This is a genomic window from Pseudomonas sp. EA_65y_Pfl1_P113 (assembly GCF_963970525.1).
In the GTDB taxonomy this organism is placed as follows: Bacteria; Pseudomonadota; Gammaproteobacteria; order Pseudomonadales; family Pseudomonadaceae; genus Aquipseudomonas; species Aquipseudomonas tritici.
In genome coordinates this window covers 83,448-100,237 of record NZ_CAXAQM010000018.1, presented here as the reverse complement: position 1 = coordinate 100,237, position 16,790 = coordinate 83,448, and the positions used below count along the sequence as shown (strand labels likewise).

Genomic DNA, 16,790 nt, shown 5'->3' with positions numbered 1-16,790 from the left:
TGCGCGCCGAAAGTAGATTAAAAAGTAGTCGATTCTAGCGCTTTAACATCGCGCGTATATCCGCCAGGGCGGTGTTGCCGCGAACGGCCTTCACCTCGGTCGGGGTGTCGTCATTGCCTTCCCAGGCCAAGTCGTCCGGCGGCAGTTCATCCAGGAACCGGCTGGGCGCGCAATCGATGATTTCGCCGTACTGCTTGCGCTTGGCTGCAAAGGTGAAGGCCAGGGTCTGACGCGCGCGGGTAATGCCCACGTAGGCCAAGCGGCGCTCTTCTTCGATGGTGTCGGCTTCGATGCTGGAACGGTGCGGGAGGATTTCCTCTTCCATGCCCATGATGAACACGTAGGGGAATTCGAGGCCCTTGGACGCGTGCAAGGTCATCATCTGCACACCTTCGGCGCCGTCTTCCTCTTCTTGCTGGCGCTCGAGCATGTCGCGCAGCACCAGCTTGCCGATGGCATCCTCGACGGTCATCTCGCCGTCTTCGTCTTTTTCCAGGGTGTTCTTCAACGCTTCAATCAGGAACCAGACGTTGCCCATGCGGTAATCCGCGGCCTTGTCGCTGGAACTGTTGGTGCGCAGCCAGTTTTCATAGTCAATGTCCATGACCATGCTGCGCAGGGCGCTGATCGGATCTTCGCCGGCGCATTGCTCGCGCACCTTGTCCATGAAGCGCTTGAAGCGCGACAGGCGGTCGGTGAAGCGCGTGTCCAGGTGTTCGCCCAAGCCGATTTCGTCGGTAGCGGCGTACATCGAGATTTTGCGTTCCGTGGCGTAGTTGCCGAGTTTTTCCAGGGTCGTCGAGCCGATCTCCCGGCGCGGCACGTTGATCACGCGCAGGAACGCGTTGTCGTCGTCCGGGTTCACGATCAGGCGGAAGTAGGCCATCAGGTCTTTCACTTCCTGACGTCCGAAAAAGCTATTGCCGCCCGACAGTCGGTACGGAATCTGGTGGTGCTGCAGCTTCAGCTCGATCAGCTTGGCCTGGTAGTTGCCGCGATACAGGATCGCGAAGTCGCTGTAGGGGCGGTCGGTGCGCAGGTGTAAGGTCAGTAACTCGACGGCCACGCGCTCGGCTTCGGCGTCTTCGTTGCGGCAGCGGATCACGCGGATTTCGTCGCCGTGGCCCATCTCGCTCCACAGTTGTTTTTCAAACTCGTGGGGGTTGTTCGAGATCAGCACGTTGGCACAGCGCAGGATGCGGCTGGTGGAGCGGTAATTCTGCTCCAGCATCACCACTTTCAGGGACGGGTAGTCGTCCTTGAGCAGCATCAGGTTTTCCGGGCGGGCGCCACGCCAGGCGTAGATCGACTGGTCATCGTCGCCGACCACGGTGAACTGGTTGCGCTTGCCGATCAGCATCTTCACCAGCAGATACTGGCTGGCGTTGGTGTCCTGGTATTCGTCCACCAGCAGGTAGCGCACCTTGTTCTGCCATTTTTCGAGGACGTCGGCGTGTTCCTCGAACAGCTTGACCGGCTGCAGGATCAGATCATCGAAGTCCACCGCGTTGAACGCTTTGAGCGTGCGCTGGTAGTGGGTGTAGACGATCGCGGCAGTCTGTTCCTTGGGGTTGCGTGCGTTTTCCAGGGCCTGGGCGGGCAGGATCAGGTCGTTTTTCCAGGCGCCGATCATGTTCTTGATCTCATCCACGCCGTCGTCGCCTGCGTATTCCTTTTGCATGATGTCGGTCATCAGCGACTTCACGTCGGTCTCATCGAAAATAGAGAAACCTGGCTTGTAGCCCAGACGTGCATGCTCCTTGCGGATAATGTTCAGCCCCAGGTTGTGGAACGTACACACGGTGAGCCCGCGGCCTTCGCCACCCTTGAGCAGGGTGCCGACACGTTCTTTCATTTCCCGCGCGGCCTTGTTGGTAAACGTCATGGCGACGATGTACTGGGCGCGGATGCCGCACTGCTGGATCAGGTGCGCGATCTTGCGGGTGATCACGCTCGTCTTGCCGGAGCCTGCGCCGGCGAGCACCAATAGAGGGCCGCCGACGTAGTTCACGGCTTCTTGCTGCCGGGGATTGAGTCGGGACATACGGAATTCAGGAAGTCGTTGTTCAAAAGGGCGGGCATTTTAACAGGCTGGCAGGATTCTGCCCTGTCAGAACGACAGTGTGACGTACCACTCGATCTAAATTTGCCGGTTTTGATACTTTGCCGCAGGATGTGGGGGTTGTTTGAGACTATTGTTTACATTTTGAGTGTTTGATACCCCCTATCATTGGTGATTCTAAGGGCGCACGTCATAATGCCCGCCGCCAACGAAATATTGCAGAGTCTAGGGAGCTAGCTTGTCTACGCCTGTCGAACCCTTGCGTTTGCTGCTGCTGGCCGATGAGCCCGCGTGGGCAGCGTTATTGCGCGAGTGCCTGGCGCCGATGGGCGATGGGGCTGTGCTGATCAGCGCGCCAAACTGGGAGTCCGTGAGTCGTTTGTTCGATGACGACCACAGCGCCGTGCTATTGACCACGCCCAGCCTGCAACCCGGCCCTGGCCGTTGCAGCCTGCCGTGCGTGTTGCTGCTGGAGCAAGAGCCCCTGGTATCGCCCCTTGGCGTCAGCGATTGGCTGGTCAGTGATGTATTGGACGCCGATACACTGCGCCGCTGCCTGCGCCACGTTCGCGAGCGCGGGCTGCTGGAAAATACCTTGCAGCGCCTGGCCGAACAGGACCCGCTCACCGGCATTGCCAACCGCCAGGGCTTCCAGACCCTGCTGGCGGCGCGGCTGGCCGAGAATGAGGGGCGCGGCCTGGCCCTCGGTCACCTGGACCTCGACAACTTCCGGCACGCCAACGATGCCCTCGGGCACCAGGCTGGCGACCGGCTGATCCTGCAAGTGGTCTCACGGCTCAAGAGCCAGCTTGAGGTCGGAGACCAATTGGCGCGTCTGGGCAGCGACGAATTCGCCCTGCTGATCGACACCCGCCGTGCACCCCAGCGTGCCGAGTGGATGGCCGAGCGCATTACTGAAGTCATGGCCGAACCCTACTGGGTGGATGGCGAAAGCTTACTGATCGGTTGCAGCCTGGGTGTGGCGCATGCTCGGGCTCGCGCCGGTGCCGACCCGCTGATGTGGCACGCCCATATCGCCATGCAGCAAGCCAAGAGCACCCAGGGCTGCACCTTTCATATCTTCAACGAACGCATCAACCGCAACGCGCGCAGCCTGGCCGACCTGGAAAGCGAGCTGCGCCGCGCCTTGCGTCGTGATGAACTGGAGCTGCATTACCAGCCGCGCCTGGACCTGGACGACGGGCACATCGTCGGCCTGGAAGCCCTGGTGCGCTGGCGTCATGGCGAGCGGGGCCTGTTGCCGCCGAGTGAATTCGTGCCGTTGGCCGAGCAAAGCGGCTTGATCGTGCCGCTGGGCTACTGGGTGATTTCCCGAGCCCTGCGCGACATGCAGGACCTGCGTGAACGCGGCCTGCCGCCGCTGCACATGGCGGTCAATCTGTCGTTTCGCCAGTTTCAGGACAGCCAGTTGCTTTCGACCCTCAGCCGGCTGATTTCCGAGCGTGGTGTGGAAGCGCAATGGTTGGAGTTCGAACTGACCGAAACGGCCGTGATGCGTCGCAGTGACCTGGTCAAGCAGACCATGGATGCGCTGGGTCGCCTTGGCGTGCGGTTTTCCCTGGACGATTTCGGCACCGGTTTCTCGTCGTTCGTGCACCTCAACAGCCTGCCGATTGCCTTGTTGAAGATCGACAAGAGCTTTGTCGGTGGGATGGAAGAGCGTGAAGAAAACCGCAAATTGGTGCACGCCATGATCAACCTGGCCCACAACCTCAACCTGGAAGTGGTTGCCGAGGGGGTGGAAACGCCTGAGCAGCTAGCGTTGTTGCGGCTGTTTGGGTGTGACCAGGCGCAGGGTTACCTGATCAGCAAGCCACTGCCATTACCGGAGTTAGTGGATTACCTGACGTTTGGCAAAGGACAGCAGGCTTTGCTGGGTTGAGCTGTAAACCCAATCCAAATGTGGGATTTCTAGTCCGGCTGCATCGCCTGAAATTCAGCGCGAACCTCCGGCTCCCGCCGAATCATCCGCTTCATCTTCACTTCAAACGCCCATGTCAGGCTGACCGCCGCACACGCCAGGCCCAGCGCCAAACCCCACCACACGCCGGTCGGCCCCCAGCCCAGGGTGAAGGCCATCAGCCAGGCCGAAGGCGCACCGATCAGCCAGTAGCAGCCGAGGCCGACCAGGAAGGTGGTCTTGGCATCTTTCAACCCGCGAATACAGCCCATGGCGATGGTTTGTACGCCATCGAACAACTCGAACCAGGCCGCGACGGCCAACAGGCTGACGGCCAGCACGATCACGTCGTGAAACGCCGGGTCGTTATGGTCGAGGAACAGCCCGATCAGCGGGTCGGAGAATAGCCAGAACACCAGCGCAAATCCCAGCATCACGGCAGCACCAAAGCTGATCCCGACGCGACCGGCCATACGCGCCTGCAACAACTGACCGGCGCCGTAATGCTGGCCGATGCGCATGGTGACCGCGTAGGACATCCCCGCCGGCACCATGAACGCCACCGAGACGATCTGCAGCGCGATCTGATGCGCCGCCAACTGTGTGCTGCCCATGGTGCCCATGCACAGTGCCGCAAAGGCAAACAAACCGACTTCCACCGCGTAGGTGCCCCCAATCGGCAGGCCCAGACGCCACAGCTCGCGCAGATATTGAGTGTTGAGGCGCAGCAGGCCGTTGCTCAGCGGATAGGCGGCATAGGTGCGGTTTTGGTGGATGTACCACATCAACGCCAGTGCCATCCCGTTGGCGACGATGGCCGTGACCAGCCCGATGCCCACGAGGCCGAGCTTCGGCAGGCCGAACATGCCTTCGATCAGTGCATGGTTGAGCAGGTAGTTGGCCACCGCGCCGCCGAGGCTGATCACCATTACCGGCGTCGCCTTGCCTATCGCGCTGGTGAAGCCGCGCAGGGCCATGAAACTCAGGAAGCCGGGTAGGGCGAACGGCAAAATCGTCAGGAATTGCCCGGCCGAGTGCACATTGGTTTCGGTCTGGCCAAACAACAGCAGCAGCGGTTTGAGGTTCCACAGCAACAGGCCGGCCGCCAAAGCCATCAGCCAAGCCAGCCATAGCCCGGCCTGGGTCAGCCGAGTGGCGCCTTCGATATCGCCCGCGCCGTGGCGAATAGCCACCAGCGTACCCACGGCGGCGATCACGCCGATGCAGAAAATCGACACGAACGAATAGCTCGCCGCACCCAGGCCGCCACCGGCCAGCGCTTCGGGGCTGAGACGGGCCATCATCAGGGTGTCGGTCAGCACCATCAGCATGTGCGCCAACTGTGAGGCAATCAACGGCCCCGATAGCCGCAGAATGGCCCAGAGTTCGCTACGCGCCGGATGCTGCATGATCATCACGCTCGAAAAGTCAGAGGGGTGGGGAAGGGTTGATTCTCGGCGCTCTCCGGCCGTTGCACAAAGGGATAAATGCGATCGTTAGCATGACTAATACTCATGGTAGGGTGCGGCATTGCCTTGTAGGAGCTTCCCTATGTCGCGTCGTCTTCCTCCGCTTTATGCCTTGCGCGCATTTGAAGCCGCGTCACGGCACAACTCCTTTACCCGCGCGGCAGAGGAGCTTTCGATTACGCAAAGTGCAGTGAGCAGACATATCCGCACGCTGGAAGAGCATTTCGCCTGCCGCCTGTTCCAGCGCAGTGGGCGCACCTTGCAACTCACCGAAGCCGCGCGCCTGCTATTGCCCGGTGTCCGTGAAGGTTTCGCCGCGCTGGAACGGGCCTGCCATACCCTGAACGCCGAAGATGACATCCTGCGCATGAAGGCACCGTCGACCCTGACCATGCGTTGGCTGTTGGCGCGGCTCAGTCGCTTCCGCGCATTGCAGCCGGGCAACGAAGTGCAATTGACCAGTGCTTGGATGAACATCGACGAAGTGGATTTCAATCAGGAGCCGTTCGATTGCGCGGTACTGCTGAGTAACGGCCACTTCCCGGCAGATTGGGAGGCGTGTTACCTGTTTCCCGAAATGCTGATACCGGTCGGCGCCCCCAACCTGCTGAACGACGGCCCTTGGGATGTGGCACGGCTGGCAACCGCCGAGCTGCTGCATCCGACGCCAGATCGTCGTGACTGGCGTTACTGGTTGGAGCGCATGAGGTTGTCATCCGAAGTGTCGCTCAAGGGCGGCCAGGTATTCGATACCCTCGAGCTGGGCATGATCGCCGCCGCACGGGGTTATGGTGTGTCGATGGGCGACTTGCTGATGGTGGCCGAAGATGTGGCCCAAGGGCGGCTGAGCTTGCCCTGGCCAACCGCCGTGGCCAGTGGCGAAAATTACTACCTGGTGTGGCCGAAAACCCGTCCCGGTGGCGAGCGTTTGCGGCGCTTGGCGGAGTTTCTGCAGGCGGAAGTCAAGGCGATGGAATTGCCCCGGGTCGAATGCCTCGATTGAGGGATGGCAAACCGTTCGTGCAATCGTTTGCGCGATACCCCTGTAGATCGCTCAAGTATTGTCTCGACCTGCCGAAGTAAGGTGTGTTTGAACGTTCGTGCACAGCGTTCCCCACCCGATAATTTGCCAAGCAGCGCTATGAGATCAGGATGATCCTGGCCTCGGCCAGGAGCCTTCATGTCTCAACCTCGCGCCCGCATAGCCTCACAGTTAGGTATCGCTTTAGCCTTGATTCTGGCTGTCGCCATTGGTGGCAGCACTGTCTTTGCCCTGCGTTCCCTCGACTCAGCCAACCTCCATACCCGCGAGGAACACTTGGCCAGTGAAGCGCGGTTGCTCGCCGACCAACTCAACACGTTCCACAGCACGCTGCGTGAGAGCACCGAGCGCCTGACCGGGCTGTTCGAGAAGCGTTTCAGTGCCGGCTTGAGCGTACGGCCCGATCAACCCGTCGCGGTCGCTGGTGTACAGACGCCAAGCTTGTACTTGGGCAGCGATCTACTGAACAACAACTTCGACGAAGTGGACAAGTTCAAGCAGATGTCCGGTGGTGTGGCCACGGTATTTGTGCGCAGCGGCGACGACTTCATCCGTGTCAGCACCTCGCTGGCCAAGCAGGATGGCAATCGCGCCATTGGCACTGTGCTTGACCGCAATGCGCCGGCCTATTCGCGTGTGTTCAGTGGGCAAACCTACATCGGCCGAGCGGTGTTGTTCGATCGCTCCTACATGACTCAATACAGCCCGGTGCGCGACGCCAGCGGCAAAGTCATCGCGGTGCTGTTCATCGGCTTTGACTATACCGACGCCCAGAACGTGCAGTTCGAGAACCTCAAACGCTTCCGTATCGGTGAGACCGGTTCCCTGGCCTTGCTGGATGAGCAGAAGCGCTGGCTGGTGCCGCCGGCTGGCGTGCAGGCGCTGGATCAAGCAGTGCCCGTCATGTTGGACCTGGCTAAGACGCCAAGTGTCGGCCGCTTTTGGGCTGACAAAAACGAAGACTTCTACAGCGTATCGGTGCCCTTCGAAGGCGGGCCGTGGGCCGTGGTTGCGAGCATGCCCAAAGCCGAGATTCGCTCGGTGACGTGGGAAGTCGGCATCCGCCTAGTGATTGGCAGCGTGCTGGCGATGCTGCTGGCAGTGGGCGCAACCGTCTGGCTGCTTCGCAGCAAACTGGCGCCACTGGGCGACCTGGTGCGCCAGGCCGAAGCCTTGGGCGCGGGTGATTTGAGCGCACGCCTGAATGTGTCCAGCCATGATGAAATCGGCCAGCTAGCGCGCAGTTTCAACCAGATGGGTGAAGCGCTGTCGACCATGGTCTCGCATATCCGCAACGCCGCCGGAGAGGTCAACAGCCGTGCCCAGGCGTTGTCCGGTTTGTCCGGCGGTGCCTATGAAGGCATGGAGCAGCAGTCCGGCGAGATCACCAGCATGGCCGGCGCGGTAGAAGAGTTCAGCGCCACCTCGCTGAACATCGCCGACAACATGGGCGCCACAGAGCGCCTGGCCCAGGAAAACGCTCAGCAGACCCGCATCGGCCGTAACTCGATGCAAGAGGCGTCGTCGTCCCTGGAACACATCGCCACGGCCCTCAACAGCACGGCCACGGTGATCAACACCCTGGGCCAGCGCTCCCAGGAAATTGGGGGGATCGTCGGGGTGATTACGTCGATCGCCGATCAGACCAACCTGCTGGCACTCAACGCGGCTATCGAGGCCGCACGGGCCGGTGAGCAAGGCCGTGGTTTTGCCGTTGTCGCCGATGAAGTACGCAACTTGGCGTCGCGCACCCGAGAGGCTACGGACGAGATCTCTGGGATGATCCAGAGTATCCAGCAAGAAACCGGCAATGCCATCAGCACCATGGAAGACGGTAACGTACTGATGCAGGAAGGTCTGTCGCGTAACGCCGACGTGGCTTCAGCCCTGGCGCGTATCGACGAACAAAGCCGTTCGGCCGGTGAGCAGTTCGCTGCAATCACCACCGCCACCCAGGAACAGAGCAGCACCGCGACCTTGCTTAGCAGCAACCTGCAGAGCATTGCGCTGGCCAACAGTGAGCAGCGTGAAGTGGTGTCGAACCTGGCAGTTACCGCCAAGGAACTGGAGACGCTGGCGGCGGGTTTGCGGCATGAGGTGGATCGGTTCCGCTGAAACTCCGCAGATCAATTGTGGGACCTGGGCTTGCCTGCTAGGCACGTTCAACCTTGAATATCTATGGGTGTCGAAGGCAGGCAGCTCCCCTGTTTGATTATGTGCACGGCTCAGGTGATCGCTGCCGGCCGGTATTGCAGGGCCTCTTTAAGGTGATCGCGCGAAATGGCGACCGCTTGCTCCAGATCTGCCAAGGTGCGGGCCACCTTCAACAATCGATGAGCTGCACGCAGCGACAGCGTCAGACGCTCGCAAGCGTTCTCCAGCCAGCCCTCATCGACCTTGGTCAGCTTGCAATGCTTGCGTAGCCCCGGCAAATCAAGAAACGCGTTGGCACACCCCTGGCGTTTTTGCTGATGCTCTCGGGCCTGGGCGACCAGCGCCGATGCATGAGCAGTTGTGTCGCCAGCTTGGCGGATTGGGTTCAGCGCAGTCGTTTCCCGTGCCACCGTCAGGTGCAAGTCGATCCGGTCCAGCAATGGCCCGGAGAGTTTGTTGCGGTAACGCTGGATCTGCTCCGGCGTGCAGCGACAACGCCCGCTGGGCTCCCCCATATAACCGCAAGGGCACGGGTTCATTGCCGCCACCAACTGAAAACGAGCTGGAAAACTCACGCGGTCGCGCGCGCGGGAGATGACGATATGTCCCGATTCCAACGGCTCTCGCAGCACCTCCAACACCTTACGGTCAAACTCCGGCAACTCATCTAGGAACAACACACCATGATGGGCCAGGGTGATCTCCCCAGGTTGCGGTTTTGATCCGCCGCCCACCAGCGCCGGGCCTGAGGCCGAGTGATGTGGCTGGCGAAACGGCCGATGCGGCCAATGACTCAGCGGGGCCAGGCTGACCACGGACTGAATCGCTGCAACCTCCAAGGCTTCCTGCTCACTCAAGGGTGGCAACAATCCAGGCAGACGACTGGCGAGCAACGTTTTACCGGTACCAGGCGGGCCGCTGAACAACAAGTTATGCGCCCCCGCCGCCGCTATCAGTAACGCCCGCTTGGCCGCCAATTGGCCTTGTACTTCACTCAGGTCGGGATAGGGTTTATTCAAGTACAGCAAGCCATCGGATTTGTACGGCTCAATCGGCTGATGCCCATTCAGGTGCGCGACCACCTGAAGCAAGTGGTCCACTGCGATCACTTTCAACCCCGACGCCAGGCACGCCTCTTCGGCATTCGCCCTGGGCACTATCACGGTACGCCCGGCCTTGCGCGCCGCCAGCGCCGCCGGTAACACGCCTTTCACGGCGCGTACTTCCCCGGACAGCGCCAACTCCCCCAGGCATTCCACGTCATCGAGCATCAACGCCGGCACCTGCACACTGGCTGCCAGGATGCCCAGGGCAATCGCCAGATCAAAACGCCCGCCGTCCTTGGGCAGGTCGGCGGGCGCGAGGTTGAGGGTGATGCGCCGGGCCGGGTATTGCAGGGCGGAGTTGAGGATAGCGCTGCGCACGCGGTCCTTGCTTTCCTTGACCGCCGTTTCCGGCAGGCCCACCAGCGTCAGGGACGGCAAACCATTGGCCATATGCACTTCAACGGTGACGGCGGGGGCTTCGACGCCAATCTGGGCGCGGCTGTGGACGATCGCGAGGGACATGCTCGTTCCTTGAATGGGAGGCCGCTTCCTGCGGTTTTTCAAGGGTAGACGAGGGATGGCAGGGGGTAAGGGATCAGACTTTTACAGGACGTATCAACGCGCAAAGGCGTCGGGATATTTATCCAGGTAAGCATCGCTGAGTTGTGTGTCGGGGGAGCGCATGAATGTGCGGAAGTCGGGAATCAGGAACACAAGTAGCGACAACCACAGCACCATCGCACCCAGTGACGTGATGGTCAGTGCGACACCGAGGTGAGCGATCAGGCCGTTCATGGCAAAACTGCCCAGCGGGCTGGCGGCTGCGGAGAGGAAGGACACGGTGGCAAAGATCCGATTGCGATGCTGCTTGGGTGTCGCCAGCAACCTGACGGCAGAGGTAGGAATGTTGATCAGCATCAGGCCTACCCCGCCGCAGAAAAACGCCAGCGGTACCTCGAATATCGACGAGAGCGTGCCTGCCACCCACAGATTGCCTCCCAACAGTGCAAACCCCGCAGCGACACACAAGTCACGCGGCACCCGCTCGGTCAACCAGCCGACGATCTTGTAACTGCCCGCCAAAATGCCCAGGCCAAAGCACGCATCCAGCAGGCCGAGGTAGGTCACCGGGTACTGGATAACCGTCTTCACATACAACGGTAGCAGGATGGTAAAGAACGGAAACAGGGCAAAATTGACGAGCATCGCCACGAGCGCAAGGTAGAACTCGACCTTCACACCATAGACCGCCTTAAATCCCGAATAAATCATTCTGAAGCCGTTGGAGGTTGGCGCTTGTTCATCCGGAGCACTGGCGCCGAGCTGGCTTGGGACCGTTGCAACCAACAGTGCCGCTCCCAGCATCGCAAAACAGTCGACGGTAAAAGTCAGCAGGGTTCCAAAACCGAAAATCAGCGCGCTGGCGATGACGGGGCCAAGCAAGTTGGCAATGGACGACAGCATGCTTTTGGTGCGAACGGCGAGCGAGACCTGATCGGCGCCCGCGAACAACGGAATAATCGACGATTGCAGCGGGTCCCTCACGCCGGCGACGGCACTGCCGATCAGCATCAGGGCGCCGACGCTCCACGGGTTGAACAACTGCGTAGCGGACAGCACAACCATCAGCAGCGCGGTCAGCACGCTTGTCAGGGAGGCCAGCTTGAGGATCAGAATCTTGTTGTACTTGTCACCCAGCCATCCCAGCAGTGGCCGGGCGAGCACTTCCGCCGCGATTGAACAGGCGATCATGTTGGCGAAGGCGAGGGCGGAGCCGATTTCCTGCAAGGCCCACCACGCCACAGCAAGCTGGTTGCAGCGTCCACCGAGCACGACCAGCAAAAAGCTGAATTGTATTTTCAGCAGGCGCCGGTCAAGGGCGGGTAAGCCCCACATGGAGGGTTTGATGCCGGTTATTCGCCCGCTGGCGTCAACCGTGCTTCCAACTCCGCGACTTTAGCCTCCAGGCTCTCCAATCGCGCACGCGTGCGGGCAAGCACCACCATCTGGCTATCGAACTCTTCCCGGCTGACCAGATCAAGTTTGCTGAAGCCGCTTTGCAGCAATGCCTTGAATTGGCTTTCGATCTCATTGCGAGGCAGCGGGGTATCTCCGTTGAACAAGCGGGAGGCGTGGCCGCTCAGGGCGTCGAGGAGGTCTTTGGGCGCGAGCATGGGAAATATTCCGGAAAACTGTTGGCCGCCAGTGTATCACGCAGCGTCTATAGTCTTTTTCATGGCGGCGCACGCACGCTTTTCGCGCAGGGGGCTGGGCGCTGGCGCACTGTTTTTGTGCGCATTGCCGCCGCCATTAGGCCCAGCAGGTGGACATAAGTGGGCAAAGGACTGATTTCAGTCATTTTTACGGAGCTGGCAAGGTTTCTGCTTAGACGATCATGACCCATGCACTGATGCAGTCGCTGTGACGAATGCAGTGCGCCGACGGATCAGGGGTACAGGTTTCGTCACCAGTGGTTCGCTGGCGTCGCAAAGGCAAATGCCGAGGCGACGACGCGTTACAAAGCCAGGCACTGCGCTTAGACTTGAGACGGGTTTGTTTTCCTGGGGCAAGTCCACCAATTCGGGAGAGAGTTTTCATGAAGCTAGTCACTGCCATCATCAAGCCGTTCAAGTTGGACGATGTGCGCGAGTCGTTGTCCGAGATCGGCGTGCAGGGCATTACCGTTACTGAGGTCAAAGGCTTCGGTCGGCAGAAGGGTCACACCGAGCTGTATCGCGGCGCGGAATACGTGGTCGATTTCCTGCCAAAGGTGAAGATTGATGTCGCCATTGACGACAAGGATCTTGACCGGGTTATCGAGGCGATAACCAAGGCTGCCAACACCGGCAAGATCGGTGACGGCAAGATCTTCGTGGTCAATCTGGAACAGGCTATTCGCATCCGTACCGGCGAAACCGATACCGACGCAATCTAAGCCGCCAAACCCCAACGCCCCAGGAGAAAACAATATGACTCTGCGTAAATTCGCAGGGCTCGGAGCCCTGTTGTCCATCGTAATGCCAAGCCTGGCCATGGCGGCAGACGAAGTGGCGGCTCCAGTCCTCAATTCCGGTGACACCGCGTGGATGCTTACGTCCACCGCGCTGGTGCTGTTCATGACCATTCCAGGCCTGGCGCTGTTCTACGGCGGTATGGTGCGCTCCAAAAACATTCTTTCCGTGATGATGCAGTGCTTTGCCATCACCGGCCTGATCAGCATCCTGTGGGTCGTCTACGGCTACAGCATCGCGTTTGATACGACCGGGATGGAGCAGGGCGTCGTCAACTTCAACTCCTTCTTCGGCGGCATGGGCAAGGCGTTCCTGGCGGGCGTTACCCCGGCCAGCATCACCGGGCCTGCGGCACTGTTTCCGGAAGCCGTGTTCATCACCTTCCAGATGACGTTCGCCATCATCACCCCGGCGCTGATCGTCGGTGCCTTCGCCGAGCGCATGAAGTTCTCCGCGATGCTGATCTTCATGGCTATCTGGTTCACCCTGGTCTATGCGCCAATCGCGCACATGGTCTGGAGCGGTAACGGTGGGCTGTTGTGGGACTGGGGCGTGCTGGACTTCGCTGGCGGCACCGTGGTGCACATCAACGCCGGTGTGGCGGGTCTGGTGGCGTGCATCGTGCTCGGCAAGCGCAAAGGCTTCCCGACCACCCCAATGGCACCGCACAACCTGGGTTACACCCTGATCGGCGCGGCCATGCTGTGGGTGGGCTGGTTCGGCTTCAACGCCGGTTCCGCTGCTGCCGCCAACGGCACCGCCGGCATGGCGATGCTGGTTACCCAGATCGCTACCGCTGCTGCGGCGCTGGGCTGGATGTTCGCTGAGTGGATCACCCACGGCAAGCCAAGCGCACTGGGTATCGCCTCGGGTGTAGTGGCTGGCTTGGTTGCAGTCACCCCAGCTGCCGGCACTGTCGGCCCGATGGGTGCCCTGGTGATCGGTCTAGTCGCCGGTGTGATCTGCTTCTTCTGCGCCACCAGCCTCAAGCGCAAGCTGGGCTACGACGACTCCTTGGACGCGTTCGGCGTGCACGGTATCGGCGGTATCGTCGGTGCGATCCTCACCGGTGTGTTTGCAGCCCCGGCACTGGGCGGCTTCGGCACCGTGACTGACGTGGCTGCACAGGTCTGGATCCAGTGCAAAGGTGTAGGTTTCACCGTGATCTACACAGCTATCGTGACCTACATCATCCTCAAGGTGCTGGACATGGTCATGGGCTTGCGGGTGACCGAAGAGGAAGAGGCTGTCGGCCTCGACCTGGCGCAACACAACGAGCGCGGTTACAACTTGTAATTACGCGAAAAAAGATGCCCGGCTTGCCGGGCATTTTTTTGCCTGGAGTTTGTCAGTCATACCAAGCTGTACCGGTTTTTACGCAGCGTTTGTGATGGGATACACAAGGCGCTTTTCAGCGTGCCAATGTCTTACAGGCATGTAGGCGTATTCGGCACTTTGTTTTTTCCCAGAGCACGCTAGAATGCGCGCCGATAGGCGGAGAACTGTATGTGGCAACAGACCTTGATTACTCTGCGGCCCAAGCCCCGGGGCTTTCACCTGGTGACCGATGAGTTGCTGGCCGGCTTGCCTGGATTGAAGGCCTGTCGCGTGGGCTTGTTGCATTTGTGGCTGCAGCACACCTCGGCCTCGTTGACCATCAACGAGAATGCCGACCCGGCGGTTCGCCGTGACTTCGAACGTTTTTTCAACTCGCTGGTGCCGCAAGGGCGTGCAGGGTTCGAACACAACGACGAAGGTCCGGATGATCTGCCGGCGCATTTCAAGGCCAGTCTGCTGGGCTGCCAGCTGAGTTTGCCGGTGCAGGCCGGCCGCTTGGCGATAGGGACCTGGCAAGGTGTTTATCTGGGCGAGCACCGTGATCATGGCGGTGCTCGTAAAGTCCTCGCCACCTTGCACGGTGATGGGGCGTAAGCCACTGGTTATCCGGTGGATGTTGATTTTTTTTCCGGCAGCCGTCGACAGAGGGTGAAGCTGGGCTATAACTAATCTGCTTTTCGCAAGTCATGAGGTAGAACATGAGCGACGATGATCTGGAAAACGACGAACTCGAAGTAGGTGACGACGAGACCGAGGAAGGTCTTGAAGCGGCAGTCGAAGACGTTGCTGACGAAGGTGATGACGGTGGCGATGACGCACCTGTCAAAGCAGCCAAGGGCAAAGCCAAGGCAGCTGTGTCGGTAGATGAATTGCCAAGCGTTGAAGCCAAGAACAAAGAGCGCGATGCCCTGGCCCGTGCGATGGAAGAATTCCTCGCTAAAGGCGGCAAAGTGGTCGAAGTCGAGGCTAACGTGGTGGCAGACCCGCCGAAGAAGCCTGATAACAAGTACGGCAGCCGGCCTATCTAGGGTCAATTGCATGCTTGCGTGAAAAGCCCGCCGTCGCTGCGGGTTTTTTCATGGGTGGAATAAATTCGCGGCCTGCCGTAATACTCTGTGAGAGCAGGCAAGCCAGCTCCCACATTCGGCTCTGTGCTAGTTCCAGCTATCCAGCAATGCTGGCAACTCCGTCAGGCTACGAATCTGCGCATCCGGGCGTTTTTCCCCCTCCCACACCTTGCCTGTCGGATTGAACCACACCGCCCGAAGCCCCGCCTGCTGTGCGCCGGCAATGTCATCCCCTGGATGATCGCCAATATGCACCGCTGCGCTGGCGTCCACGCCACCGCGCTGCAACGCTTCCTGAAACAATCGCGCATCCGGCTTGGCGATACCTATGTCTTCGGCACGCAGCGCAAAGTGGAAATAATCCGCCAAGCCCACCCGCTGCACATCGGCATTGCCGTTGGTGATCACCCCCAGCAGAAAGTGCTGGCGCAGCACTTGCAGCATCGGCTCGGCTTCGGGGAATGGGGTGATCTGGTGCCGCGCATGGATGAAGGCTTCGAAACACACGTCCGCCATCTCCGTGGCCTCAGGCTGTGGATAACCGGCCTCTTCAAATGCATGCATCAACACCCGGTGGCGCAGGAGGCTGATACGGTGTTTCAGCTCAGGATAACGCTCCAGCACCTGTTGGCGCAGAGTGGCGAAATGCTCCAGAGGCAGGTCGCCGACCTTGGACGCGTGGGTGGCCAGCCATTCGCGCATCGACGCTTCGGCGCTGATGATGACCGGTACGTTGTCCCAGAGCGTGTCGTCCAGGTCGAAGGTGATCAGCTTGATACTCATGAGTCGCCGCCCTTGATGCGTTTGGCCCGTGGATGGGCGCTGTCGTACACCGTTGCCAAGTGTTGGAAATCCAGATGGGTGTAGATCTGCGTGGTCTTGATGTCAGAGTGGCCGAGCAGCTCTTGAACTGCGCGCAAGTCTTGAGACGATTCCAGCATATGGCTGGCAAAGGAGTGTCGCAGCATGTGTGGGTGCAGGTTTTGCCCCAATTCGCGCTCACCCGCCGCCTTGACCCGCACTTGAATCGCCCGTGGCCCCAGGCGGCGGCCTTGCTGGCTGACAAACACCGCGTCGTCCGCCGGGTTGGTCAACAGGCGCAGCGGTAGCCACAACTGCAAGGCTTCCCGCGCTTTGCGGCCTACGGGCAGCACTCGGGTCTTGCTGCCCTTGCCGAGCACTTGCACCAGGCCGTCGGCGAGGTCGAGTTGATCCAGGTTCAGGCCGGTCAGCTCCGAGAGGCGCAAGCCTGAGGAATAGAACAGCTCCAGGATCGCCTGGTCGCGATGGGCCAGGAAGTCATCCTCGACGGCACCATCGAGCAGTTGCAGGGCGCGGTCGGTGTCCAGGGTCTTGGGCAGGCGCCGTTCGCCCTTGGGGGGCGACAGGCCATTGGCCGGGTCGTGGTCGCACAGGCCTTCACGGTTCAGATAATGATAAAGCCCGCGGACGGCCGAGAGCAGGCGCGACAGGCTGCGCGAAGATTGGCCCGCCTGGTGCAGGCGCGCGACCAGGCTGCGCAGGCTCTGGATATCCAGGGCCTTCCAGCTGCTGATCTGTTGTTTTTCGCAGTACGCCAGGACCTTGTTCAAGTCCCGCCGGTAAGCTTCCAGGGTGTGAGGCGACACCTGGCGCTCGTTGCGCAGGTGAGCGCAGTAAGCGTCCAGTTGCCGTTCCATG

At 60.5% G+C, this 16,790-nt stretch carries 14 protein-coding genes; 7 read left to right on the top strand and 7 right to left on the bottom strand.

Translation table 11 applies throughout. The features are described 5' to 3' along the window. Positions 1-34: 34 nt before the first annotated feature. The gene (gene rep, locus AACY52_RS17630) at positions 35-2,044 is read right to left on the bottom strand and encodes a DNA helicase Rep (RefSeq protein ID WP_339428300.1); all 2,010 of its coding nucleotides are present in this window, start codon (positions 2,042-2,044) and stop codon (positions 35-37) included. Positions 2,045-2,300: 256 nt separating this feature from the next. On the opposite strand from rep, the gene AACY52_RS17625 reads away from it, so the two are divergent. Then, complete coding sequence (locus AACY52_RS17625; RefSeq protein WP_065875462.1) at positions 2,301-3,965, top strand: bifunctional diguanylate cyclase/phosphodiesterase; 1,665 nt, start codon at positions 2,301-2,303, stop codon at positions 3,963-3,965. Positions 3,966-3,994: 29 nt separating this feature from the next. Here AACY52_RS17625 and AACY52_RS17620 read toward each other — a convergent pair whose 3' ends face one another. Then, complete coding sequence (locus AACY52_RS17620) at positions 3,995-5,398, bottom strand: NorM family multidrug efflux MATE transporter (RefSeq protein ID WP_339415105.1); 1,404 nt, start codon at positions 5,396-5,398, stop codon at positions 3,995-3,997. A 136-nt stretch (positions 5,399-5,534) separates the two neighbouring features. Here AACY52_RS17620 and AACY52_RS17615 point away from each other — a divergent pair, with 136 nt between their 5' ends. Both AACY52_RS17615 and AACY52_RS17610 read left to right on the top strand, forming a co-directional pair. Next, on the top strand, positions 5,535-6,455 hold the full coding sequence (locus tag AACY52_RS17615) for a LysR substrate-binding domain-containing protein (protein ID WP_339415106.1): 921 nt from the start codon (positions 5,535-5,537) through the stop codon (positions 6,453-6,455). Positions 6,456-6,632: 177 nt separating this feature from the next. Continuing rightward, entirely contained in the window at positions 6,633-8,609 is a 1,977-nt protein-coding gene (locus tag AACY52_RS17610; protein WP_339415107.1) for a methyl-accepting chemotaxis protein, read from the top strand. Between the two features lie 110 nt (positions 8,610-8,719). Here the strand turns inward: AACY52_RS17610 and AACY52_RS17605 are convergent, their stop codons facing one another. The 3 genes from AACY52_RS17605 to AACY52_RS17595 all read right to left on the bottom strand — a co-directional run bounded on the left by AACY52_RS17605 (position 8,720) and on the right by AACY52_RS17595 (position 11,868). Then, the gene (locus AACY52_RS17605) at positions 8,720-10,216 is read right to left on the bottom strand and encodes a YifB family Mg chelatase-like AAA ATPase (protein ID WP_339428303.1); all 1,497 of its coding nucleotides are present in this window, start codon (positions 10,214-10,216) and stop codon (positions 8,720-8,722) included. A gap of 93 nt (positions 10,217-10,309) precedes the next feature. Further along, positions 10,310-11,590, bottom strand: a complete 1,281-nt coding sequence (locus tag AACY52_RS17600; RefSeq protein WP_339428304.1) for an MFS transporter — start codon at positions 11,588-11,590, stop codon at positions 10,310-10,312. 17 nt (positions 11,591-11,607) lie between these two features. Further along, positions 11,608-11,868, bottom strand: coding sequence for an accessory factor UbiK family protein (locus tag AACY52_RS17595; RefSeq protein WP_339415117.1), 261 nt, complete (start codon positions 11,866-11,868; stop codon positions 11,608-11,610). A 422-nt stretch (positions 11,869-12,290) separates the two neighbouring features. Here AACY52_RS17595 and glnK point away from each other — a divergent pair, with 422 nt between their 5' ends. From glnK to sutA, 4 genes are all read left to right on the top strand, one after another. Next, positions 12,291-12,629, top strand: a complete 339-nt coding sequence (gene glnK, locus AACY52_RS17590) for a P-II family nitrogen regulator (protein WP_002555808.1) — start codon at positions 12,291-12,293, stop codon at positions 12,627-12,629. 34 nt (positions 12,630-12,663) lie between these two features. Next, positions 12,664-14,001, top strand: a complete 1,338-nt coding sequence (locus AACY52_RS17585; protein WP_049710955.1) for an ammonium transporter — start codon at positions 12,664-12,666, stop codon at positions 13,999-14,001. A gap of 210 nt (positions 14,002-14,211) precedes the next feature. Then, on the top strand, positions 14,212-14,637 hold the full coding sequence (locus AACY52_RS17580; protein WP_339415118.1) for a secondary thiamine-phosphate synthase enzyme YjbQ: 426 nt from the start codon (positions 14,212-14,214) through the stop codon (positions 14,635-14,637). Positions 14,638-14,741: 104 nt separating this feature from the next. After that, positions 14,742-15,071: a transcriptional regulator SutA gene (sutA, locus tag AACY52_RS17575; RefSeq protein ID WP_339415119.1), complete on the top strand. Its 330-nt coding sequence runs from the start codon at positions 14,742-14,744 to the stop codon at positions 15,069-15,071. 126 nt (positions 15,072-15,197) lie between these two features. Here sutA and AACY52_RS17570 read toward each other — a convergent pair whose 3' ends face one another. Further along, positions 15,198-15,893, bottom strand: a complete 696-nt coding sequence (locus AACY52_RS17570; RefSeq protein WP_339428306.1) for an HAD family hydrolase — start codon at positions 15,891-15,893, stop codon at positions 15,198-15,200. Continuing rightward, a complete protein-coding gene (xerC, locus tag AACY52_RS17565) occupies positions 15,890-16,789 on the bottom strand; it encodes a tyrosine recombinase XerC (protein ID WP_049710959.1) in 900 nt (299 codons plus the stop codon). The genes AACY52_RS17570 and xerC overlap by 4 nt, the downstream gene beginning before the upstream one ends. Between the last annotated feature and the right edge of the window lies 1 nt (position 16,790).